At 35.9% G+C, this 23,491-nt stretch carries 18 protein-coding genes and 1 tRNA gene; 8 read left to right on the plus strand and 11 right to left on the minus strand.

Features of this window, described 5'->3' with window-relative positions; all coding sequences use genetic code 11:
• Positions 1-40: 40 nt before the first annotated feature.
• From ACM55I_RS08340 to ACM55I_RS08365, 6 genes are all read right to left on the minus strand, one after another.
• Entirely contained in the window at positions 41-433 is a 393-nt protein-coding gene (locus ACM55I_RS08340) for a hypothetical protein (RefSeq protein ID WP_416846308.1), read from the minus strand.
• Between the two features lie 326 nt (positions 434-759).
• Positions 760-1,812 carry a proline iminopeptidase-family hydrolase gene (locus ACM55I_RS08345; protein WP_416846309.1) on the minus strand — a complete coding sequence of 351 codons (1,053 nt, stop codon included), beginning with the start codon at positions 1,810-1,812 and terminating at the stop codon, positions 760-762.
• A 24-nt stretch (positions 1,813-1,836) separates the two neighbouring features.
• Positions 1,837-3,612 (minus strand): AMP-dependent synthetase/ligase, encoded by a 1,776-nt coding sequence (locus tag ACM55I_RS08350; RefSeq protein WP_416846310.1) that lies wholly within the window; start codon positions 3,610-3,612, stop codon positions 1,837-1,839.
• A 1,119-nt stretch (positions 3,613-4,731) separates the two neighbouring features.
• Positions 4,732-5,637, minus strand: a complete 906-nt coding sequence (gene bla, locus ACM55I_RS08355; protein WP_416846311.1) for a class A beta-lactamase, subclass A2 — start codon at positions 5,635-5,637, stop codon at positions 4,732-4,734.
• Between the two features lie 195 nt (positions 5,638-5,832).
• Entirely contained in the window at positions 5,833-9,507 is a 3,675-nt protein-coding gene (gene purL, locus ACM55I_RS08360) for a phosphoribosylformylglycinamidine synthase (protein ID WP_416846312.1), read from the minus strand.
• A gap of 84 nt (positions 9,508-9,591) precedes the next feature.
• The gene (locus ACM55I_RS08365; RefSeq protein ID WP_416846313.1) at positions 9,592-11,118 is read right to left on the minus strand and encodes a hypothetical protein; all 1,527 of its coding nucleotides are present in this window, start codon (positions 11,116-11,118) and stop codon (positions 9,592-9,594) included.
• 139 nt (positions 11,119-11,257) lie between these two features.
• Between ACM55I_RS08365 and ACM55I_RS08370 the strand changes: the two genes are divergently transcribed.
• The 6 genes from ACM55I_RS08370 (at position 11,258) to ACM55I_RS08395 (ending at position 16,303) form a co-directional block, all read left to right on the plus strand.
• On the plus strand, positions 11,258-11,695 hold the full coding sequence (locus tag ACM55I_RS08370) for a PaaI family thioesterase (protein WP_416846314.1): 438 nt from the start codon (positions 11,258-11,260) through the stop codon (positions 11,693-11,695).
• Positions 11,695-12,771: a chorismate-binding protein gene (locus ACM55I_RS08375; RefSeq protein WP_416846315.1), complete on the plus strand. Its 1,077-nt coding sequence runs from the start codon at positions 11,695-11,697 to the stop codon at positions 12,769-12,771. The genes ACM55I_RS08370 and ACM55I_RS08375 overlap by 1 nt, the downstream gene beginning before the upstream one ends.
• A gap of 34 nt (positions 12,772-12,805) precedes the next feature.
• Positions 12,806-13,522 carry a bacillithiol biosynthesis deacetylase BshB1 gene (gene bshB1, locus ACM55I_RS08380; protein ID WP_416846316.1) on the plus strand — a complete coding sequence of 239 codons (717 nt, stop codon included), beginning with the start codon at positions 12,806-12,808 and terminating at the stop codon, positions 13,520-13,522.
• Between the two features lie 74 nt (positions 13,523-13,596).
• Positions 13,597-13,672, plus strand: a tRNA-His gene (locus ACM55I_RS08385).
• A gap of 310 nt (positions 13,673-13,982) precedes the next feature.
• Positions 13,983-15,179 carry a PAS domain-containing sensor histidine kinase gene (locus tag ACM55I_RS08390; RefSeq protein WP_416846317.1) on the plus strand — a complete coding sequence of 399 codons (1,197 nt, stop codon included), beginning with the start codon at positions 13,983-13,985 and terminating at the stop codon, positions 15,177-15,179.
• Positions 15,180-15,418: 239 nt separating this feature from the next.
• Entirely contained in the window at positions 15,419-16,303 is an 885-nt protein-coding gene (locus ACM55I_RS08395; protein WP_416846318.1) for a sulfurtransferase, read from the plus strand.
• Between the two features lie 182 nt (positions 16,304-16,485).
• Here the strand turns inward: ACM55I_RS08395 and ACM55I_RS08400 are convergent, their stop codons facing one another.
• The 3 genes from ACM55I_RS08400 to ACM55I_RS08410 all read right to left on the minus strand — a co-directional run bounded on the left by ACM55I_RS08400 (position 16,486) and on the right by ACM55I_RS08410 (position 19,126).
• Entirely contained in the window at positions 16,486-17,499 is a 1,014-nt protein-coding gene (locus tag ACM55I_RS08400; protein WP_416846319.1) for a M28 family peptidase, read from the minus strand.
• A 290-nt stretch (positions 17,500-17,789) separates the two neighbouring features.
• Positions 17,790-18,563, minus strand: a complete 774-nt coding sequence (locus ACM55I_RS08405) for a dienelactone hydrolase family protein (protein ID WP_416846320.1) — start codon at positions 18,561-18,563, stop codon at positions 17,790-17,792.
• Positions 18,564-18,673: 110 nt separating this feature from the next.
• Positions 18,674-19,126 (minus strand): Lrp/AsnC family transcriptional regulator, encoded by a 453-nt coding sequence (locus tag ACM55I_RS08410; RefSeq protein WP_416846321.1) that lies wholly within the window; start codon positions 19,124-19,126, stop codon positions 18,674-18,676.
• A 233-nt stretch (positions 19,127-19,359) separates the two neighbouring features.
• Between ACM55I_RS08410 and rocD the strand changes: the two genes are divergently transcribed.
• Both rocD and ACM55I_RS08420 read left to right on the plus strand, forming a co-directional pair.
• Positions 19,360-20,610 (plus strand): ornithine--oxo-acid transaminase, encoded by a 1,251-nt coding sequence (gene rocD, locus ACM55I_RS08415; protein WP_416846322.1) that lies wholly within the window; start codon positions 19,360-19,362, stop codon positions 20,608-20,610.
• 10 nt (positions 20,611-20,620) lie between these two features.
• Positions 20,621-21,583, plus strand: coding sequence for an arginase (locus ACM55I_RS08420; RefSeq protein ID WP_416846323.1), 963 nt, complete (start codon positions 20,621-20,623; stop codon positions 21,581-21,583).
• A 170-nt stretch (positions 21,584-21,753) separates the two neighbouring features.
• Here the strand turns inward: ACM55I_RS08420 and ACM55I_RS08425 are convergent, their stop codons facing one another.
• Entirely contained in the window at positions 21,754-22,554 is an 801-nt protein-coding gene (locus ACM55I_RS08425; protein ID WP_416846324.1) for a ferritin-like domain-containing protein, read from the minus strand.
• A 28-nt stretch (positions 22,555-22,582) separates the two neighbouring features.
• Positions 22,583-23,359: a ferritin-like domain-containing protein gene (locus ACM55I_RS08430; RefSeq protein ID WP_416846325.1), complete on the minus strand. Its 777-nt coding sequence runs from the start codon at positions 23,357-23,359 to the stop codon at positions 22,583-22,585.
• Positions 23,360-23,491: the final 132 nt, after the last annotated feature.

The raw sequence follows: 23,491 nt of genomic DNA on the forward strand, positions 1-23,491 counted from the left end.
CTCCCCATAAAATGAGGAGTTTTTTTGTAAGAATTTGCGTTTATTTTAGTTTTCCATTGACAAGTGCGATGCTAGCACCAGTCAATGCTGACATTACAACAGTGATTGCAATATCCAATGCCATAATCTGAAAGTCAATATTGGGTGTTAATTTCATTGAATTGGCAAAGAAATCCATATAAAAAGCCATAAACAATCCAATGATGGCACCGGCGGTAAAACCAGTTATCCAATTTGAAATCCCTGCCCATTTTGTAAAAATATAAGCTGTAAATAATCCAAATGTAAGGCATCCCAAAAAAATCATTACATAATTTTCATTCCCATTGGACGGAAATGCTTCTTTAAATAGAATCCCGTAAAACAACCATCCATAAAGGAAGTAGATTATACCGCCTACACTACCTGAAACTAAAAAGTTTTTCACATTCATAATGTTTGGTTTTATGGGTTGACACAATAAAGGTATTAAAAAATAATAAAATAACAGATAAAGTGTTAAATAACAATTAAATACATTGTTTCGGATATGGTAGTAAGGAATGTAATCGTTTTGACCTGTTTCTATTTAAGATTTTTTAAAAGCACCTTTATCCACATCCTAAATTGCTGTAAATTCGTGTTTTTCTATAATTTTAGATGTTATTGCCTTGTATTTTTGTGAAAAAGAACACATTATTGCCTTGTATTTTTATCATTTCCCAATAAAACAGAAAAACCACGAACATGAATTCGTGGTTTTCATTTTAAATTATTCTTTTACCCTTTCTTAAACTCCCCATTATCCACATCTTTCAAAAACTTGATCACGCCAGTAAAATAATTTTTAGGATCATCGTATTGCGAAAGGTGGCTTCCGTTAGGACAAAACAAGAAGCGTCCGTTTTGAACTTCGTGGGCAATCCATTTCATGTGTTCCGGATCCATCGTGTCGTATTTAGAACCAATACTCAAGGTAGGAACCGTCAGGGTTTTTAGTCGCGCTTTGACATCCCAATTTTTTAAGGAAGCGTTTCCGGTGATGCCAAATTCACTGTGACCTTGCATAAACACATACACATCTGGATTGATGTGTTTGAAACATCTGTTGATGGATTCTGGCCATTGGTCCAGTGGTTTTCTTAAAATGTGTTCCGTGTAGTAATATTTGAACAATAATTCGCTGTATTTTGGATTATCAAAATCATTGTTTTTCTCGATATCCTGCAATTGCTTTAGGATTTTCGGATCCATCTGTGGTGCCAGAACGTCTTTTGCGTAAGCGTTATATTCCTTAGCACTCGCCATCATATTCGAGATAATCAAGCCTTTCAGGTTTTTTTGATATTTCAAAGCGTATTCCATTGCCAGGATTCCGCCCCAAGATTGTCCCATCAGGTAAAAATTAGAACTGTCTAAGCCTAATGCAATGCGCACTTGCTCGACTTCCTCCACAAAACGTTCGTTAGTCCATAAACTATTGTCTTTGGGCTGGTCACTGTAATACGAACCCAATTGATCGTAATAGATATATTCGATGCTTTCGTTAGGGAAATACCCGTCAAAACATTCATACAATTCATGTGTCAATCCAGGGCCGCCGTGAAGCAGCAATACTTTTATTTTTGGATTGTTACCCACAGTTTTTGTCCAGACTTTAAAAGTTCCTTTCGGTGTTTTAATCGGAATCATTTTGATGCCGCCAGTACTTTGGTCGTCCCGTTGTGAGAAATCTAAATAATTTGCTTTTATGGCATTGTCTTTCGGTTTTTCTTGACAATTAGAAAAAAAGAATATACTTATAACGGAGTAAATTAGGATTTTTAATTTCATGTTTTGGTTGGGGTTTATCAAATGTTAACCGTAGATTTTATGGAATAAATCGATATATTTCTCCATTACTATTTTTCGTTTCAGTTTTAGGGTAGGGGTAAGTTGTCCACCTTCAATGGACCAAACGTCCGGTGTCAATTCAAAGCGTTTGATTTTCTCCCAATTCCCAAATTTTTCATTTAAGGTATCAATCTCGGCTTGAATTCGTTCGATTACTTTTTCGTTCGAAATAATCTCTTCATTGCTTTTTCCAAGATCAATTCCATGAATAACAGCCCATTCCTTAATGAACTCAAAACTCGGCTGAATAATTGCGGCCGGCATTTTTTGTCCGTCACCAATTACCATTATTTGTTCAATGAAACGGGATTGTTTCATTGTATTTTCAATTAACTGGGGGGCAATATATTTTCCTCCGGATGTTTTGAACATTTCTTTTTTGCGATCGGTAATTTTCAAGAATCCGTCTTCATCAAATACTCCAATGTCTCCTGTGTGGAAATAACCGTTTGTAATGACTTCGTTGGTCAATTTTTCATCTTTGTAATAGCCGATCATCACGTTAGGTCCTTTGCAAAGGATTTCCCCATCTTCGGCAATTAACACTTCTACATTATCGATTACTTTGCCCACAGTTCCCACTTTGAAACCGTGATTTCTCATGTCGTTAACGGAGATTACAGGAGACGTTTCGGTCAAACCGTAGCCTTCCATTACGGGAATTTCGGCAGCAGCAAAAACTCTGGCTAATCTGGGTTGCAAAGCGGCACTTCCGGAAACCATCAAATCAAGGTTTCCACCCAAACCTTCTTTCCATTTACTGAAAATTAATTTACGTGCCATTTTGAGTTGGAACTCATACCATAATCCATTTTTTCCATAAGGTTCGTAGATTAATCCCAAATCAATTGCCCAAAAGAACAGTTTCTTTTTGATTCCGGTCAGTGCGGTACCTTTGGCGTAGATTTTATCATATACTTTCTCCAAAAGTCGGGGAACAGCTGTGATAACCGTAGGTCTTACTTCTTTGAGATTATCACTAATTTTATCGATTGATTCCCCAAAATAGATTGAAACGCCATAATATTGGTATAAATACAAAATCATTCTTTCAAAAATATGACAGACCGGCAAGAAGCTCAAGGCACGAGTTTTTCCCGCTTCAAAAGGAATTCTGGAAGCGCTGTCTAGGACATTCGAGACAATATTTTTGTGCGAAAGCATAACTCCTTTTGGTTTTCCTGTTGTCCCGGAAGTATAAATAATAGTCGCTAAATCGTCTGTTTTTATGCTGTTTTTTCTAGCTTCAACTTCATTTTGATTGCTTTGGTCTTCGCCAAGAATTAGCAGTTCTTTCCAATTTTTGCAACCTTCAATTTCGTTGAACGAATAGACTTCTTTAAGTGTTGGTACTTTAGTTTTAATCAAATTTACTTTCCGAAGCACTTCCGCATCAGAAACAAAACAATACATGGCACCGGAATGATTTAAGATATATTCGTAATCATCTTCAGAAATCGTAGGGTAAATAGGAACCGTTTGCGCCCCAGTTTGTAACACCCCAATGTCTATAATATTCCATTCGGTTCTATTATTAGAGGAGATGATAGCAATCTTATCGTCTTTTTGAATGCTTAATTTCATTAATGCTCTTGATACAGCATTGGCTTTAGCAATATATTCTTGGGTAGAAGTTTTTATCCAAACTCCATTTTGCTTTGTTGTTAAAGCATCTGGAATTGAAGTATATTTATCTTGCTGATAATAGGGAAAATCAAAAAGTCTGGTTATAGAAGTCATTATTCGAATGTTGAATTGACTCGCAAATTAAATAAAAATTAATAATAATTATTATTTTTCAAAAATTAAATGGAAAATTAAACTAGAATTATTCCATTTTACGAAAACGTTTTCTTAAAATAAAGTTTAATAGACTGATTTTAAGCTAAAGTGTTTGTGCCGCATGAATTTTGGATTAATAGATTACTCTACATAATCTTTGCTTCTATCTCCTAAAATGAATATTATATTTTGTTAATACGATTGTTTTTGATTGATTAAAGTCCCAAAAATATAGCTTTTTATAAAGCTAAGTTGTAAATTTACAATAGAGTAGGCTACCGTTGTAAGGCAGTTTTTTGAAAGTGATTAATGGTTTGTATTGTGTTTTAGAATATATAAATTCTGTTTAATACTATTGTTACTAATTTGATAGGTTGGCACAATGGCATCAAGTACATAGGGGTTTTCCAACCTTCCGTCTATGACCAACGAAATGGTACACGAGTTTGATACCCATTGATTAGTAGTATAAAAGGATAGTATTAAACAGAATTTTTTTTCCCTGAATAATGTTAATGCAAACTTGCAATCCAAGTGACCCATAAAAAAAGCGCTCCTTTTTAGGAACGCTTTAGTAAAAGCTATAAAAATATTAATTATTCTTTATCCAGATCGCTCGTATTTACTAAAATCGTTAGTGCAGTTTTGAAAACGGTGCCCATTCCAATTAGCAACTAAAATAGATCTAATAAAACCAACTCTAATTTATTTTCTAATCTGGTCTTCGGTTATAAAGGCTTTACTCTTAGCTGACGTTTTTTGTTTTAAAAACAACCAAAAGGCATAATTGCTCATAGTTTTGGTATTATTTGCTCACTATTGTGGGCACAGTTTGAACGATTTTGGTATATCAGCGGGGTCGGGGTAAGGGGAATTGTGTTCAAAAGTGAAGGAAAACATGAAAAAAACCAAGCTGAAACAACTCCACAAAAAAAGAGGAACAAAATCCTCTTGAAAATACCTCTACAATCTTTACGATAACTCCATAGTGTTGACGGCAGGTATTCGGTTCCGTTCAACACGGGCTTCATTGTTCGTGCTACGCACACAACGAAACCCTAGCTGTTGGTAGCAGTTTTATTTTGCTTGGTTTATGAAATAATCCCAAGTTATTTTTGAAATATCAGAAATTATATTTTCGTTTGTTTCATTGTTTTCGCTTGATTTCGTCACAAATACACTAATAAAATAATGTTGTCCATTGGGCAAAAATATAATTCCAATGTCGTTTACGGCTTCTGTTAAACCTTCTTTGTTTGCTCCTGAAGTACCGGTTTTGTGTGCAACAATAGTGCTTTTGGGTAATTGTCCCTTTAGTCTTTCTTTACCCGTTTCGGTTCCTTTCAAAGTTTTCCAAATAAAGTCGTAACTTTTTTTAGACAGCAGCTTTGTTTTGTTATAATAAAACTTTGATAAGACTTCGTTTGCTGCTTTTGGTGTCGTCCAATTTTCAAATTGCAAATCCCAATTCGCTTGCATTACCTCTTCAGTGATTTTTATTGATACGTCTTTAAAATTATTATTTATGAAGTATTCTTCCACTACTTGCGGCCCTCCAATTAGCTTTAGTAATAGGTCGCATCCAACATTGTCACTTTGAGAAACAGTATAATCCAAAATTTTTGAAATTGGTAAAGTCGTTCCATTTGGGTATTTGTCTCTGATAGGGCTATAAAGATTTGGGATCAGGTCTTTCTTTTCAATTTTAATTTTTTGATTTAGGGAAAAGTTTCCTTGGTCAATTTGGGATAGGACTGCAAGTGCAATATGAAACTTAAATACACTTTGCAAGGGGAAATGCCTGTTGCCATTTATCGATAAAGTGTCTTTTCCGTTGTCGCCAATAATTGCAACACCAACAATAGCGTTCTTTGTCGAAACAATTTGTTCTATTTTTTGTCTTAATGAATCTATCGTTTGAGCAGATGTATGGCAAGAAATAAATAAGAATAGCACAGCTGTTAAGTGAAATGTTTTAATCATTTTTGTTTGTTTGAGTATGTTTTAGGGTGTCCGCAAAATTGCCGCCAACTTGTATATAAGCGCTAATGCGTAGCGTATTACTTTCAAATATACACTTTAATTAATATCTTACAAATCATCAAAATGACTTTTAAATTAATTCCATAAAAAAAGCGGTCCTTTTCAGGAACGCTTTCTATATAGTAAATCAAAAAATTATTTTTTATCCATCCATTTTCTGGCATTGACAAACGCTTCATGCCAAGGCGAAACGTCATCGTCACGGTCTTTTGGATAATGCGCCCAGTTCCATTGAAACGTAGAACGCTCAATGTGTGGCATCATAACCAAGTGACGTCCTGTTTTGTCGCAAAGCATCGCAACATCAAAATGGGAGCCGTTTGGATTAGCTGGGTAGCCTTTATTGGCATATTTAGAAACAATATTATAATTTTCTTCACCCATTGGTAAGTTAAATTTTCCTTCTCCATGCGAAACCCAAACTCCTAGTGTACTTCCTGCTAAAGAAGAGAGCATCACTGAATTGTTTTCCTGTACCGTTACCGATGTAAAAATACTTTCGTGTTTGTTACTTTCGTTGTGTAACATTTTTCCGTGTACTTCATGCTCTGGATTAATGATTTCCAGTTCCATAAACAATTGGCAACCATTACAGATTCCAACAGACAACGTGTCTTCTCTTTTGAAGAAATTGTCTAAAGCGGTTTTTGCTTTTTCATTGTATAAAAAGGCTCCGGCCCATCCTTTGGCAGAACCCAATACATCTGAATTAGAGAATCCACCAACAGCTCCAATAAATTGAATGTCTTCCAATGTTTCACGACCTGAAATCAAATCGGTCATGTGAACGTCTTTTACATCAAATCCGGCTAAGTACATCGCATTTGCCATTTCACGTTCGGAATTGCTTCCTTTTTCACGGATAATAGCGGCTTTAGGTTTTGGCTTAGAGTTGTCAATAACTGGTTTTTTTCCTGTAAAATGTGTTGGAAAAGTATAGTGTAACGCTTGGTTTTTGTAATTGTCGAAACGCGCTTGAGCCGTTCCGTTTTTCGATTGTTTTTGGTCTAATAAAAAGGAAGTTTTATACCAAATATCTCTGTATTTAGCAATGTCTAAGGTACAAGGACCAAAGTCTAAAGTCGCTTCATTGGTAGCTGTTCCTAATTTATAGAAAGAAACGGCATTGGCGTTTAATTTAGATTCGACTTCAGCATCCGATTTTGTTTGGAAAACAATTCCAATATTTTCAGCAAAAAGATATTTGATAATGTCTTTTTCTTCGAAAACAGAGAAATCTATTTTAGCTCCCAAATTCACATCGGCAAAACACATTTCCAATAAAGTAGTAATCAAACCACCACTCCCGATGTCGTGTCCTGCAAGAATATTATTGTCAAGAATTAATTCTTGAATCGTATTGAAGGCTCTTTTGAAAAAAGCAGCGTCTTTAATCGTTGGTACTTCCTTTCCAATAGTATTCAAGGTTTGTGCAAACGAAGAACCGCCTAATTTGAAATCATCTTGCGATAAATTGATATAATAAATAGAACCGCCGTCTCTTTGTAAAACAGGTTCTACTACTTTTCTAATGTCGGTACAATTTCCACCTGCTGAAATAATTACCGTTCCCGGCGCGATTACTTCTTCATTTGGATATTTTTGTTTCATGGAAAGCGAATCTTTTCCAGTTGGAATATTGATTCCCAATTCGATTGCAAAATCCGAACAACCTTGTACAGCGGCGTACAAGCGCGCGTCTTCCCCTTCGTTTTTACACGCCCACATCCAGTTAGCAGACAATGAAAGTCCGTCTAAACCATCTTTTATTGGCGCCCAAACAATGTTAGACAATGCTTCTGCAATAGCCGTTCTGCTTCCCGCAACAGGATCAATTAATGCTGCAACAGGAGAGTGACCAATTGAAGTCGCAACTCCTTCTATTCCTTGATAATCCAAAGCCATTACACCACAATTGTTCAAGGGTAATTGCAAGGGACCCACACATTGTTGTTTGGCTACTTTTCCACCCACACAACGGTCTACTTTATTGGTCAACCAGTCTTTACACGCCACCGCTTCCAGTTGAAGCACTTGCTCTAAGTAGGTGGAGATATTTTTCTTGTCGTATACTAAATCAGTATAGTTTCTTTCGATTGTTTTGTCCGTCATCACCACTTTTGGAGAACTTCCAAAAAAGTCTTCCAACGCAAAATCCATTGGTTTAGCACCAGTTGATTTTGATTCGAAAGTAAAACGGTGATCTCCGGTTACGTCACCCACCTGATACATTGGAGAACGTTCCCGGTCAGCAATTTTTTGCAATAAATCGATGTTTTCCTTCGCAATAACCAATCCCATTCTTTCCTGAGATTCGTTACCAATGATTTCTTTTGCCGAAAGGGTAGGATCTCCCACAGGCAATTTATCTAAATCAATTAATCCACCGGTATCTTCCACTAATTCCGAAAGACAGTTTAAATGTCCTCCAGCGCCGTGATCGTGAATCGAAACAATTGGATTGATATCACTTTCTACCAAACCACGAATGGCATTGGCAGCACGTTTTTGCATTTCTGGGTTCGAACGTTGGATCGCATTCAATTCAATTCCTGAACTGAAAGCTCCGGTATCTGCCGAAGAAACTGCAGCGCCACCCATTCCAATTCTATAATTTTCCCCACCAAGGATAACAATTTTATCGCCTGTTTGTGGTTTTTTCTTAATCGCCTGATCTAATTTTCCGTAACCAATTCCACCCGCTTGCATGATCACTTTGTCGAAACCTAGTTTGCGAGCGTCTTCTTCGTGTTCGAAAGTCAGGATAGAACCTGTAATTAACGGTTGCCCGAATTTATTTCCAAAATCAGAAGCTCCGTTGGACGCTTTGATCAAAATATCCATTGGCGTTTGATATAACCATTTTCTTTCGGTCATCCCGTTTTCCCATGGTCTGCTACCCTGAGCGGAGTCGAATGGGGCTTCTAAACGAGAGTAGGAAGTCATGTAAACTGCCGTTCCTGCCATTGGCAACGAACCTTGTCCACCTGCTAAACGGTCGCGGATTTCTCCACCTGAACCCGTTGCAGCTCCGTTGAAAGGCTCTACTGTTGTTGGGAAATTGTGCGTTTCTGCTTTTAATGAAATAACCGAATCAAATTCTTTTACTTCATAAAAATCAGGTTTGTCAGCACTTTTTGGAGCAAATTGTTGTACACGCGGCCCTTTTACAAAAGCAACGTTATCTTTGTAAGCCGAAACAATATCGTTTGGGTTTTCCTGAGATGTTTTCTTGATTAATTTGAATAAAGAAGATTCTTTTTCTTCTCCGTCAATGATGAATTTTCCGTTGAAAATCTTGTGACGACAGTGTTCTGAATTGGCTTGTGAGAAACCAAAAATCTCAGAATCAGTTAGTTTCCGTCCTAATTTAAGCGCTAGATTATCTAAATATCCCACTTCCTCAGGACTCAAAGACAATCCTTCATGTTTGTTGTAGGCAGCAATATCATCGATGTCCAAAATGGCTTCCGGAAGTACGTTGATAGTGAAAATATCTTGATTTAACTCGGCGTATTTTTGCGAAAGCATCGGGTCAAAATCAGAAAAATCAGCGGTTGCTTTCTGAAATTCTTCGATTCTAATGATTCCGGAAATTCCCATGTTTTGAGTGATTTCCACCGCATTAGTGCTCCAAGGCGTTATCATTGTGGCGCGAGGACCAACAAAAAAATCCGTCAGTACGGATTTTTCTATTTTATTTGAATCGGCAAAAAGCCAGTTGAGTTTTGAAATGTCTTGAGCCGAAATTTCGTTTTGCGTGTGTACTGCAAAAACAGTTTTGCTTTGGTTTTCAAAGAAATGGATCATTGTTTTTTAGTTTGTTGTATTGCGATGCAAATTTAGTTTAAATAAATAGTACGAGCAAATGTGAAAAGCAAAGACTTTGAAATATTATTTTGGAAATGGTTTGTTTTGATACGCCCCTAAATCAGGAGGTAAAGTTCTCGTGTTCCCTATAATATCCAACGGAATCAGATAGGCCGAATTCCCTTTTGCGAAAGCGGCGGAAGTCTCGTCAATGTTGAATTTGTTTAGGGAAACCTTCAGGAATTTAGGATCTTTATTTAAAATAATTGCGTTGTAATGGGCTGCGTCCGTTTCAAATTGATAGTCTGGATTAGTCGTAAATTGATTGGAAGTATTGTCAAATTTTAAGAGACAATTATTGAATTGGTATACAAAAGCAGCGCTTGTTTTTTTATTTAAAATCATTTCATTCGAGTACGAACCGTAAATAATACAATTATTGAATGTTGCTTCGGTCAAGTCTTTTACTTCTGGGATTGCTCCCAAAATGTAGTTGCTCACCAAAACCGCCGCCTGTTTAGAACTGTTCCAATTGTTATTGAAAGTGCTGTGGCTAAAGTGGTAATTCCCGCCGTAAACGCAAGCTAGACTGGCTTGTCCCGCATTATTGATAACCAGATTCTCTCCATTGATTTTTGCGTTCTGCGCCAAAAGACCATAATTGGCAGAATTGTAGATTTGCGTATTTTTTATTGTTGTAGTTGTTCCGTCGTTGTTTTGAATCAGTAATCCGATAGTTCCATTTTTGATGGTTGCATGATTCAACTGATTGTTGGTGCTGCCATTGGTAAGCCAAATTGTTCCCCATTGTCCCGGAACATCTGAATATTCGGGTTCTAATCTATCCCCTTCAAAAATGACTTCTTTTTCTAATTTATCCGTTGTAGATGTTGCACCATTTACATGTATCGAAGCATTATTAGACACAATAAGACCTGAATTTGCATGAAAATAGACTCTGGCTCCCGCATCAAAAGTTACCGTTTTCCCAGAAGGAACGGCGGCGTAACCATAAATAACATACGGTTTTTTATTGGAGAACTGTAATTCATTGCCATTTACAGGATCATTTTCATCGAGATAAAAACCATCAATTTTTTCATCGCCAACAGGGAGCGTTTCCGTTGTTCCATCTGCAAAACGTTTCGGATATAAAAAAACAGCATCCTGAATGAGCGTCACCAATGCTACTTTTTGCAAATTTTCGCCGCTATCAAACTGAATTTGGTCTGTGTATAAAAAGTCGGTTGGGTTGGCATCTGCAATAGTAGCGGTGGTTTCTATGAAAATATACAAACTGTCTTTGGCGAGAAGGTCAACATTGGTGAATATTTTTCCATTTGTTCCCTGCATTCCATCCACTGTCATTCTGTATTTAGAACTCAATCCTTTTCCTAATTGTATGGTTGGAATGGTAATGTCATTTTTACTGTGATTGTACACTTTTAGTCGGTAGGTACTGGAACCTATGTTTGTAAAAACGGTGTCTAAATATATAGTGTCTCTAGAAAAGGTCAAATCGCCAGTGCTCGCTACGGTCTCAAAATCAGAACGACAAGCGGAAAAAGACACCAATATTCCAATAAAAAACAGTAAAGTTGTAGGACGCATTTCGGTAGTTTTTTTGTAAAAATAAGGAAAATCTTATTTGGATGAGAAACGATTTTCAAATTTGAATTTAGAATAACACTTGCATTTGCTATTTTGTAACTCATCTTTTATTTAATTTTACATTTTTAAAGCCAAAAACATGACATTCGACAAAGAAAAAATCCTTCAATATTGCAATAAAATCTCAGAAAACACATTGATGCGAACCCTGAATATTGAATATACGGATGCAGGAGAAGATTATTTAGTGGCAACAATGCCCGTAAATCCATCGGTGCATCAGCCTATGGGATTATTACACGGAGGCGCTTCGGTGGCTTTGGCCGAAAGTGTGGGAAGTGCTGCATCGATGTTGTATATAAATTCAGACCACAGTGAAGTACGCGGAATTGAAATATCAGCGAATCATTTGAAAGCAAAACGAGACGGTATCGTAACGGCAACCGCAAGAATCGTTCACAAAGGGAGAAGCATTCACCTTTGGGAAATACGGATTACGGATGAAAAAGATAATTTGATTTCGCTTTGCAAATTGACGAATATGGTTTTGCCAAAAAGAAAAAGTGAGGACAAATAATGGACGCAATTTTAGATAAAGCCCAAAATCAATTACAACAAAATTTACCCTTTGTATTGTATTGCAAACCCAATTCGGATATGGTAATTGGACTTTTTCAGCAAAATGATGAATTGTATAAAGTAGAAGATTTTACCGAAAAAGGCTTTGTTTTTGCTTCTTTTGATGGTAATCAAACCTATTTAATCCCTGAAAATCAATCTGAAATAACTGGTGTTATTTGGGATCAAAAAAAAGTTGACGTTCTGGAAAAGGAGTTTAAGGAACCAAGTGCGGCTGCCAAAAATAATTTTGAAAGATTGGTTGCCAAAGGAATTCAAGCCATTGAAAAGGACGAATTCCAGAAAGTGGTTTTATCCCGAAAAGAAACAGTTGATTTGGTTGATTCTGATTTGGCTTCGGTGTTCGAAAAGTTGGTTCGCTTGTATCCAGCTACTTTTGTGTATTGTTTTTTTCATCCAAAAGTGGGAATCTGGCTCGGCGCTTCACCCGAGCAATTATTAAAAGCCAATGTAAATGTATTTGAAACAATGGCTTTGGCAGGAACTCAAAAGGATAGTGGTTCGGATGAAATAATTTGGGATAAAAAAGAGAAAGAAGAGCAGCAATATGTTACGGATTATATAGTTTCAGCTTTGCAAGGCGTGGCTTTGGAAGTTTCGGTTACTAGGCCCTACAGCGTCAAAGCGGGAAATATTTGGCATATAAAAACGGATATTTGGGGGGTATTGAATTCGAACTCCAGTTTGCGGCAAGTAATCCATTTATTGCATCCTACGCCAGCAGTTTGTGGTTTGCCAAAAGAGGAATCTAAAGTTTTTATTTTGGAAAATGAAAATTATGACAGGAGTTTTTATACTGGTTTTTTAGGGGAGTTGAACAGCAGTTTTGCAACAGATTCGGTAAGTTCTAATTTGTTTGTAAATCTGCGTTGTATGCAAATTGAGATTGCTTCGGAGCCGGCAATGACCAAGGCGTATTTGTATATGGGCTGCGGAATCACAAAAGACAGCGTACCGGAAAAGGAGTGGAGCGAAAGTGTCAATAAAGCAATGACGATGAAAAAGGCATTGTAGATTAAATATTATAGATAACAGAAAAAAATAAATAATGAAATTAGACATACTTGCTTTTGGTGCGCATCCTGATGATGTAGAATTGGGTTGTGCGGGAACTATTCTAAAAGAAATCTCCTTAGGGAAAACAGTGGGAATTGTTGATTTGACTCGTGGCGAGTTAGGAACGCGTGGTTCAGCAGAAATTAGAGATCAGGAAGCAACTGCTGCCGCAAAAATTCTAGGTGTTTCGGTACGCGAGAATCTGGAAATGCGCGATGGTTTTTTTGTAAATGACGAAAAACACCAATTGGAAATCATAAAAATGATTCGCAAATATCAACCCGAAATTGTATTGTGTAACGCTATTGATGATCGTCATATTGATCATGCTAAGGGAAGCAAATTGGTTTCGGATGCTTGTTTTTTATCAGGATTGAGAAAGATAGAAACTACAGTTGATGGAGAAAGTCAAGCTGCGTGGAGACCCAAATTAGTATATCATTACATCCAGTGGAAAAACATAGAACCTGATTTTGTTGTCGATATTACAGGTTTTACCGATAAGAAAATCGAATCTATTTTGGCGTATCGTTCCCAGTTTTATGATGCAAATTCCAAAGAACCGGAATCGCCAATCACTAGTAAAAACTTCTTAGAAAGTCTGAATTATCGTTCTAGAGATTTGGGAAGGTTAGTAGGGGTTGAATTTGGTGAAGGTTTTACGGTTGAAAGATATTTGGCAGTCAATAGTTTAGGAGATTTGATATAAATTTGCTGTAATTTTTTAAAAAAAATATTTGCAAAAGTAAACTTATGTTGTATATTTGCCACCGCTAAGCAAATGGTGGTTGTAGCTCAGTTGGTTAGAGCATCGGTTTGTGGTACCGAGGGTCGCGGGTTCGAGCCCCGTCTCCCACCCAGAAAGCAAAAGCTTCGAAGAAATTCGAGGCTTTTTTTGTGGGATAAACTTTCGTGGGATTTGCCCGATTTTATTTATTGGCTTGAATATTGTAAAAGGGAATAGTATCACAGTGAAATCAAAGAAGTTATTTAGGATTTCACAATCGAAGAAATTAAGGCAATAACTTTTCGACCATACATTCCTGGTTTTGGAGATGTATTATTTGTTTTACTTTCATCGTATTTTTTTTGTGTATCTTTGGAAGCATTATATAGATAAATCAACCGAAAATAAGTTTGAAAATTTTAAATATTATTTACATAATTTAATGGAAAACGAGCAAATTAATTCTAAAATTCTTAAAAGTAATTACATTCCTACTGCTGAGTTTTATAGCCAGATCATAGACAGCTTACAAGATTACTCCATTTTTACTATTGATAATGAATTTGTAATAAACAGCTGGAGTTCAGGGGCAACAAAAATTTTTGGTTATGAATCAGATGAAATTATTGGAAAACATTTTGATATAATTTTTACAGCAGAAGATATAGAAAAAGGTATTCCTAAAAATGAAATTGAAACTGCATTAAAGGAGGGAAGAGCAACGGATAACAGATGGCACATTTGTAAAGACAAGAGTGAATTTTATGCGTATGGTTTGGTTTTTCCGCTTACCGGAATAGATGGAGAAATGTTAGGATATGTTAAAATCCTACGCGACTTAACGGAAAGAAAGAAATCAGAAGATGCCATAAAAAAATATGTAAAGGACCTTGAAGATTTAAATACGCATAAAGAAAGTGTTCTTGCCATACTTTCGCATGATTTGAGAAGTCCATTATCGAGTATTATTGCTACTACTGGATATTTAAAATCAAATTTTGAAAGAATGCAGCCAAATACAGTTAAAGAAATGCTTGAGCTTCTTTACAAAGCATCAATAGATGAGTTAAATATGTTAGACTATTTAGTGGAGTGGGCGAGAATAAAATACGCAGCAGAAGTATTTTCTCCTAGAAAAATTGAGCTTGTTGATTATGTTCAAAAAGTTTTTGAGACTTTAAATGATACTGCGTCTTTAAATACAATAAATCTTCATCATGAAATTAAAGAAAATACCAGTGTTTTTGCAGATGGAAAAATGCTACTCTCTGTTATTCAAAATATAGTTTCTAATGCGATTAAGCATTCACTACCTGGAGGGGAAGTTAGCGTTTCAGCAAAAATTAAAGGAGATAAAATAATCGTTCAAATAAAGGATTCCGGTGTTGGTATGTCTAAAGAAATCCAAGACAAACTTTTTACACCACAAATGAATATACTTTCAAAAGCAAGGACAGAAAATAAAGGTGCAGGGATAGGATTATTATTAGTGAAAGGGTTTTTAGAAAAAAATGGTGGTGAAATATGGGTAGAAAGTATAGAAGGCGAAGGTTCCTCTTTTTATTTTACACTGCCAATGGAGGAACCATTACACAAAATAGATAGTGCTGATAAAATTGAGTTTGATGAAAGCGCTTAAAAAATAATTCTAAGGTTGAAACATAAAGTTTTGTAACAGCTAGTGAAATTCAATAAAAGATAACTTTAAAGCCCACATTAGTGGGCTTTTTTATGGAGTGAATAATTTCTCTAGTGTGTTTTTGTGGATTTAATTGCTGTTTTGGTGATTGTAAATAATAGTATAAATTAGCAGTACTTAAAAGCTATTTTTAATTTGTATCTGATATAAATTTTGTTGTTTATAAGTAAAAAATAATAATGACACTAATTGTAAAATTAAGAAATATGGCTCAAGACATTTCACCAATTATAAAGCCTGATGCACTAATAGCACTGAAAGATAAAAGTGAATTAGTAATTATTGATGCCAGTAACGGTAATGGTGCTAAAGAAAATTATAGCGCCGAACATTTAGATGGTGCGTTGTATGTTGATTTAAACTCGCAGTTAGCCAATATAAAAGCGGATGTTTCTATAGGAGGTAGGCATCCTTTGCCTAGGCTTGAACAATTTTCTGAAACTTTAACGAGTCTTGGCATAACGCCTACGAGTCACGTAGTGGTTTATGATGATAAAAATGGTTCGAATGCAGCTGCGCGGTTTTGGTGGATGCTAAAATCTGTTGGGCACCAGAAAGTTCAGGTGTTGGATGGCGGATTTCAAGCGGCTATTAAAGCTGGATTTCCATCAAGCTCAAAAATAGAAATCTCATTGAAAACGGAACCGTATAAAATTGAAAATTGGTTGTTACCGTTAGCTGATATTGAGGAAATTGATAAAGTAGCACAAGACACGGATTTTCTAATTGTAGATGTGCGGGATGAAGAAAGATATAATGGGGAGAACGAACCTATCGATTTAGTTGCAGGACATATTCCGGGTGCCATAAATATTCCTTTTACCACTAATTTAGATTCTAATGGGTTTTTCTTATCACCTGAAGAATTGAAGAATAATTATTTGAAAGAATTTGGAGATAGAGCAGCTGAAAATGTTATCGTTCATTGTGGTTCCGGTGTAACAGCCTGCCATACGCTTTTGGCACTAGCTTATGCAGGTCTTGAAATTCCAAAACTGTATGTTGGTTCTTGGAGTGAGTGGTCTAGAAATAATAGACTTATAGCGACTACGAAGAAAGAGTAAAGGTTGGTTTTTCTTTATGTGTAAACAAAACAAGAGCTTTGAATTCCTTCAAAGCTCTTGTTGTATTGGGTTTGCACAAGGGATAGCAGTGGAAATCCTTTTTTGTGATTTTTCATCACAAAAAAGATTGCAACGGATAGCCCGACCCGCTTTTTTCAGCGGGATGTGCCCTAATGCTAAAACTATTTTTTATCGACTACAGGGCGATTTTCTCTGTTTGCCAATTCCCAAGCGATTACAAACGCAAGTTGGGCTCTTTTGGCCAAAGCATCAAATTCAATTTTATCAACTTCATCAGTTTTTTGATGGTAATCAGCATGTACGCCATTGAAAAGGAATACGGCCGGAATTCCATGTTTGGCAAAATTATAATGGTCAGAACGCTCATAAAAATGATTTGGATCTTTAGGGTCGTTGAATTTATAATCTAAATCCATTTTGATATACTTGGCATTTGCGATGGTACAAATGTTACCTAAATCCGTTGATAAACGATCAGCACCTATTAGATATACATAATTGTTTGTATTTGCATGTGCCTCGTCACGACGACCAATCATGTCAATGTTGATGTCGGTAATTGTGTTTGCGACAGGGAACAAAGGATTTTCCGAGTAATAACGGGAACCATGTAATCCATGCTCTTCACCTGTTGCGTGAAAAAACATAATAGAACGTTTTGGACCGTGACCTTCTTTTTTTGCAATTTCGAATGCTTGTGCAATTTCCAGTAAAGCAACTGTTCCGGAACCGTCATCATCGGCACCGTTGTATACTTCGCCATCTTTAATACCTACGTGGTCGTAATGAGCCGAAATAACGAGTACTTCTTCTGGTTTTTCGGAACCTTCGATGAATGCCCAGATATTCTCTGAATCGCCTAATTTTTCTCCGTATTTTTTGTTCATGAATTCAGCAGGAACTTTTTGGTAATACGATGTAGCCCCTTTAGGGAAAGGAATGTTGTTTTTCTTGTATTGATTGATAAGATAAACACCAGCCTTTTTCTGACCGACTGAACCTGTTTCACGTCCTTCCATGGAATCGGCCGCTACAATATAAAGATGTGTTTTTAAATCACTTGCCGTGATGGTATTCATGTATTTTGTAGGCTCAACCGCAGTTACACTCTTTTTTTGAGTAGTACAACTGATGATTAAAACCAAAAGCAAACTTAATAGGGATATTTTTTTCATGTTATTTAATGTAAATTAATAAAGGTATAAACTGCAAATAGGGTAAGTATTATGAAAACAAAAAACATATTAATGAAGAACATAACGATTCCCTTTGTTATTGAAATTATTTTGGAATGTCCATAAAAACGATGGTGCGCCGGGAAAAAAGAATACAACATATAAAGGACTGCAATAGCTCTAAAAGTATAATCTATTACGGAAAATAATGTGTATTCATTTAAAAATCCAAGGAAGTAGTTTTCTAATTTTAGTATTAACAATCCTAATAATAAGGTAGAATCTAAAAATTATTTTTTCAAAACTTCATTTAGGAAAATTTTGAAATGTTCAAAAGAACGTTTGTCTGCTTTTTCATTATAGGCAGCTCCTTTTGAATTGTCATTTCCTGCATCCGGGTCTGTAAAAGAGTGAACCGCATTAGCATAATAAATCATTTGCCAATCTGCTTTTGTGTCTCTCATTTCTTGTTGGAATGCGGTGATTTCTTCTTTAGATTCATACGGATCATCAGCACCGTGGCAAACTAAAACTTTAGCTGTAATAGGTTCTGTTGTACGAGAAGCATCTCTTCCTAATCCGCCATGGAAAGAAACTACTCCTTTTATATTCAAGTGGGCACGAGCTGTCTCAAGTGCTCCTGTTCCACCAAAACAATATCCCATTACGACAATGTTGTTAGGATTTGCGCCGGATTTAATCAATTGTTCTAATGCTAACGAAATTCGTTTTTGGTATTCCTTGTAGTTTGTTTTGTAAAATCCTGCTTTTTGACCTGCTTCAGCATTGTCTTTCGGATAATTTCCAGCTCCATAAATATCAGCTACAAAGGCGTAATATCCCAGTTTAGCCAAAGTTTCTGCGGTAGTTTTTGCATGTTTATCAATTCCTTTCCAAGCTGGAAGAATTAGGATGCCCGGTTTTTGAGGGCTTTTTTTCATTGGTTGAATTTGGAATCCATTCAAAACCTGAGCGCCATCATTATATTTTACTGGTTTCAGCTGTGCAAAGGAGGCATTTGAAAAGAGTGCTATTCCTAAAATAAACAAGGCTATATTTTTCATAATGTTTTATTTTTTAAACAAATATCTAAAATAAATTGTGATTTTTCTGTATAAATAGACTCTTTTTGGTTTTTTTATAACATAAAACTGCAAAAAAATAATTTTGGTAACTATAGAGTGATATTTCGTTTGAAAGCGCAGCCTAATTCTATGATGGAATCCGTTTTGGAAATTCCCGGAATATTATCAATTTTTTCATAAAGGATTTTTCTCATGTGTTCGTGATTCTGGGCCACTATTTTGATATAAAGTGTGAAAGAACCGGTAACATAATAGCATTCCGTTATTTCAGGAATATTCTTTAATTCCTCTATAATTCTGTTTGAATCTTGGTCTTTATTTAAGGTAATACCGGTAAAAGAAGCCCAGTCATACCCAATTTTTTTTTCGTTTATAATGGGTTTTATTCCTACCAGAATTCCTTGTTCCGTCAATCGATTTACTCGCTGATGAACCATTGTATTTGATATTTTTAGTGTAGTGGCAATAGCTGAAAATGCCATACGGCCATCTTTTTCTAATTCTTTTATGATATTGATATCAAATTCATCTAATGTGTCCATGGAGTTTATTTTAAATTGAAAAGGTATTTTCTACTATTTATAAAAGTAACGATTATTTCTCATCTAATTGAAAGTAAAAATCATAAGTCTGTATTGTATAATGACTTATTTTCGTACAAATAAAAGTGATTATTTGTTTTTAAATGATTAAATTAAGTCAAAATTATCATTTTTTGTTGTAAAATAAAAAATATTATATATTTTTGTTTAAAATTTTTATTAAATAACAAGTCATGGAACAATCACATCAAGCACTTTCTTCAAAATCTGAAGCATTTATAGAAAAAGAAAATAAGTATGGCGCTCATAATTACCATCCTTTACCGGTAGTTTTAGAAAAAGGGGAAGGCGTGTATGTTTGGGACGTAGACGGAAAAAAATATTATGATTTCTTGTCGGCTTATTCGGCGGTAAATCAAGGGCATTGTCATCCAAAAATTGTGGGTGCAATGGTAAAACAAGCGCAAACATTGACGTTGACTTCACGTGCTTTTTATAACGATCAATTAGGATCTTACGAAGAATTTGTAACTGAATATTTTGGTTTCGATAAAGTTTTACCAATGAATACCGGTGCCGAAGCAGTAGAGACCGCTTTGAAACTATGTAGAAAATGGGCGTATGAAGTAAAAGGAATTCCAGAAAATCAAGCGCAAATCATTGTTTGTGAGAACAATTTCCATGGAAGAACGACTACGATTATTTCGTTTTCGAATGATGAAAATGCGCGTAAAAGTTTTGGTCCTTTCACAGCAGGATTTATCAAAATACCGTATGATGATATTGAAGCATTAGAAAACGCCTTAAAATCAACTAATAATATTGCCGGTTTCCTAGTGGAACCTATTCAGGGAGAAGCTGGAGTTTATGTTCCAGCCGATGGTTATTTGGCGAAAGCCAAAGCGCTTTGCGAACACTACAATGCTTTGTTTATTGCTGATGAAGTACAAACAGGAATTGCACGTACCGGAAAATTGTTAGCCGTACATCATGAAAATGTTCAACCGGATATTTTAATTTTAGGAAAAGCGATTTCGGGTGGTGTTTATCCAGTTTCGGCAGTTTTGGCGAATAATGCGATTATGAATGTCATCAAACCAGGGCAGCACGGTTCTACTTTTGGAGGAAATCCAGTGGCAGCAGCGGTTGCCATTGCAGCACTTGAAGTGGTTCGTGATGAAAATTTATCACAAAATGCAGCTTACTTAGGCGTTGTTTTAAGAACTGGACTTAACGAAATCGCTTCTAGGAATCCTCTGATTACATTGGTTCGTGGTAAAGGATTGCTAAATGCTATTGTTATCAATTGTGATGAAAACTCCGATTTAGCTTGGGATATTTGTATGAAATTCAGCGAATACGGTTTATTGGCAAAACCTACACACGGAAATAAAATACGTTTGGCACCGCCATTAGTTATTACTGAAACTCAAATTCATGAGTGTCTTGGAATTATCGAAAGAGCATTAAATGATTTCAGATAATTTAATTGTCATGAAAAAAGCAATAAAATTAATCAAAAATCGGTCTGATATCGGTGCAGGAACCCGAGGTTCAGATTTAGGGATTGATGCTATCGAAATAGCGGCTATTAATAGAGATAGCAACTATTTTAATCAATTTGAGTTTGAAGATGTGAAAACGCATAATGAATCCATTTATGATAAAAACCGAAGCACTTCTGCCAAAAGAATTGAACACGTTGTGGAGCAATGTACCAGAGTTTGTCATGCTGTAAAGAAAAATCTGGAACAGAATTATTTCCCTATAGTTTTATCAGGAGATCATTCCTCGGCGCTAGGAACTATAAGCGGTATAAAAGCGGCTTATCCGGAACAGACATTAGGAGTGATTTGGATTGATGCCCATGCTGATTTGCATTCGCCTTATACATCACCTTCGGGAAATATTCATGGCATGCCATTATCGGCGGCTCTTGCTGATGATAATTTAAGTTGTCAGAATAATGAAGTGCCTCTTGAAACGCAACAGCATTGGGAGAAAATGAAAAATATCGGTAGTGATGGTGCTAAAGTACTGGCCGAAGATATTATTTATTTTGGTGTTCGCGATACCGAAGAAGCCGAAGACAAGCAGATTGAAAAGTTGTATATTCGGAATTATAAAGTTCATGAAGTACGTTATAGAGGACTTCAAACTTGTGTGACCGAGGCTTTGGCTGAGCTAACGAATTGTGACATGATTTATATTTCTTTTGATGTGGATTCTATGGATTGTGATATGATCTCTTATGGGACGGGAACTCCGGTACCAAAAGGATTTGATCAATACGAAGTCATTGCCATTATTAACCAGATTATCGAAAGTAAAAAGGTGGTTTGCCTCGAATTTGTAGAAATAAATCCACTTTTGGACACTAAAGGAAATAAGATGGCTGAAACGGCTTTTGAGGTTTTGGAGGCTGTTACTTCAACACTTATTTTACCTATCGAATAACATTTATCTAATAATTAAGGTATGCAAAGAAGCCCAAAATCTACAATTAGATTTTGGGCTTGTTATTTTTTTAATAAAATTTAAAGCAATGTAAATCTCAAAGAATAATAGAATAAACTATGATTTTTTTATATCAGTATACATTAAATTCTATTTTACAATATTCATATTTACACAATAAATAATCCCGCAATAGCAACTGCCTGATCTGTAGTCAAAGGTTCATCGTAGGATTCTGATCCTGCGTTTGCACCAAATAATGATGATGTGTCGTAACCTGCTTGAATGATGTTTTCCTCACCATTGTAGACTGCTTGAGTTGCCTCAGGCATTCCTGCTCCTCTTTGATTTAATGTAATCCATCCTTTTAGACCTCGTAATCTCCTTACCTCAGAGGCGTGGCGTGCTTCAACAGAATGAATCTGTAAAGCGGCGGTTAACAAATCTGGAGCAGATATTAAATTAGTAGCCTGACCTTTATAAGCTCGTACGCCGGTATCTTCGAAAGCCTGAGCTAAAGCTAAAAAGGTCGGATAATTATTAAACGGGTCAAAAGCACCGCCAACTGTAAAATCAAAAGTAGGTTTCTCGACAAAATTGGGGCTTCCAACCCCTCCTAAACCATTTATCAAAAAAGTAACATGATCGGTCTCATGAGCTGAAATCTGCATGAAAACTTTCTCATCTCTTCCTCCGGTAGGAATAACTCCGGAATTTAATCCCATGATGTAGTATTCTTTTTCAAGATATTCCAATGTCAGTGCTAGCTGTAATGCGCCAATAGGATTGCTGGGTGTAGGCTTAATTTTTCCATAAGCAACATTTGTCAGTGATGAAAGTCCAAATGGAATTGACGCTAGTGCTAAATTTTTCCCTAATTGACTTATTTTTCCAAAACTATCTCTCCGCGAACCTTTACTTTGCATTAAATCGTCATTAGCAAAAGACGCTATAAATTTTAATATGTTCATAATTTCTATTTTTTTTAAATGTTATGTATTACGGTAAGTATAAAGCGGTGAAAGTTGTTGCGATAAATCCACTTGCAATTGCAATAACTTCAGAAGGATTTTTCTTTGCATCAAGTCCTGTAGTAGTATCAACAACATCATCTCCTGCAAAATCTTTAGAATTTGGATTTATTAAACTCCTAATCGCAGATGCATGCCTTGCTTCTACAGAAACGATTTTACCTGCCAGAAGTAAATAGTCCGGATTGGTAATTAATCTTCCTGCACCATTGTAGGCTGCTACACCTGTGTCTTCTAGTGCTTTGGCAGTGGCTAATACCTGAGAACGACTACTGAAGTTTAAACTTCCATAATTAAATTCTAAGTCAGGGAGTAACTGTTTTTTTGGATTAGGAAGAGCTCCAGTCAACGCTGTTTTAAAGAATTCGCGGTGGATAACTTCATGATAGTACAAATCCTGAAGCACTTGTTGATCTTCAGCGGTAAAATTGGTTGTGAATCCACTTGCATTTACAACTTTGGTATAAAAATCTGCCTCTAATTGTTCAAGAGCATAGGCATATGTCAATACACCTAAGTCGCCTGCACCTAAATCAAAGACACCATCTTTTATTCCTGGAAAATGACCTTGTCCATATTTAGATGTAAGGCCGGTACTATTTGGACTGAGAATTAAATCGTCGTTGTTGTTACAACCAGATAATAATAAACCAGTACTTAAAACGGTAAGCCCGCTAATTTTGAGGAATTCCCTCCTGTTTTTGATAGAAGAATTTACTTCTTTAATCTGTACTACATTTTTCATAATTTAAACATTTAAAAAGTTATTAATTGTGTTAATAAATGATTTAGTAGGTGTATTAAATTTGAGAAAATTTGCTGATATAAGAGCTGTATATAAGTTTTATGTAATAAGTATTAGGCAATTTCGATGAAC

The organism is Flavobacterium algoris (assembly GCF_048158525.1).
In the GTDB taxonomy this organism is placed as follows: domain Bacteria; phylum Bacteroidota; class Bacteroidia; order Flavobacteriales; family Flavobacteriaceae; genus Flavobacterium; species Flavobacterium algoris.